Origin of the sequence: Paracraurococcus lichenis (genome assembly GCF_030657435.1) — a bacterium.
Lineage (GTDB): Bacteria > Pseudomonadota > Alphaproteobacteria > Acetobacterales > Acetobacteraceae > Paracraurococcus > Paracraurococcus lichenis.
Genome location: NZ_JAUTWS010000390.1, coordinates 1 through 757, shown reverse-complemented (window position 1 = coordinate 757; position 757 = coordinate 1). Strand labels below are relative to the sequence as shown.

Here is a 757-nt window from a genome sequence, read left to right as displayed (position 1 = left end):
TGTGGAATACGTCGCCATGGCACGGCGTGTCGCCCCAGGCCGCGTGCTGCCCGGCGCGCAGGCCCTGCCCGGCATCGGCGATAGTGTAGTCGGGCCGCAGTCCCCGCTCGGCAGCGTCGAGCAGGTGCACGCCCCAGGTATCGGCATCACGGTGCTGCTCCGCCACCAGCAGGTAGCAGTACGTCGACGCCGCATCGACGCCGGCCAGCACGGGTGTTGCACCCTGGAAGATCTCGTCGTGCAGGCCGACCCGGATGCCCGACAGGTCTGGCTCATCATTGACCACGCTCGCTTGCCGCGTGGCCGCCTGGAGCACATTGTGGACCTGGCCCAGGCTGACGGGCAGGCCCAGCAGGTCGCGCAGGAACTCAACGACGCCGCGGTACGAGCTGCGGCAGATCAGCGTCAGGGCGACGATGACCTGGCGCAGCCAGGTCTTGGTCACCGCCAGCTCGAACAGCACCTCGTCGTCCCGCACGGCGGGCGAGAAGGCGTCATTCAGCGCCGCGCTGGCCTTGTGCGCCTGTTGGTAGACGAACTTGCGGCTCACCCCATGCTGGGCGGCCAAGTCGCTGATCGTCTCGCAGCCGGCCAGGACCTGGATAGCGAGCTCCTTGCGGCCGCTCTCAGGCAGCCCGACCGTCGCGCCAACACCTCGGTCCATACTCGCCTCACGGGTGAAAGCCCGAGGGTGCCATCACCCACCCGGGTAGCGCCAACCCAGCTCCGCGTGTGACCCGGTTTCGAACCACGCCCT

Annotated in this window: 1 protein-coding gene; it reads right to left on the bottom strand. The window is 68.8% G+C overall.

Annotation, left to right across the window (positions count from 1 at the left end; translation table 11 throughout):
• A partial coding sequence (locus Q7A36_RS40415) for a COG3415 family protein (RefSeq protein WP_305109427.1) occupies positions 1 to 664 on the bottom strand: 664 nt, incomplete at its 3' end.
• Between the last annotated feature and the right edge of the window lie 93 nt (positions 665 to 757).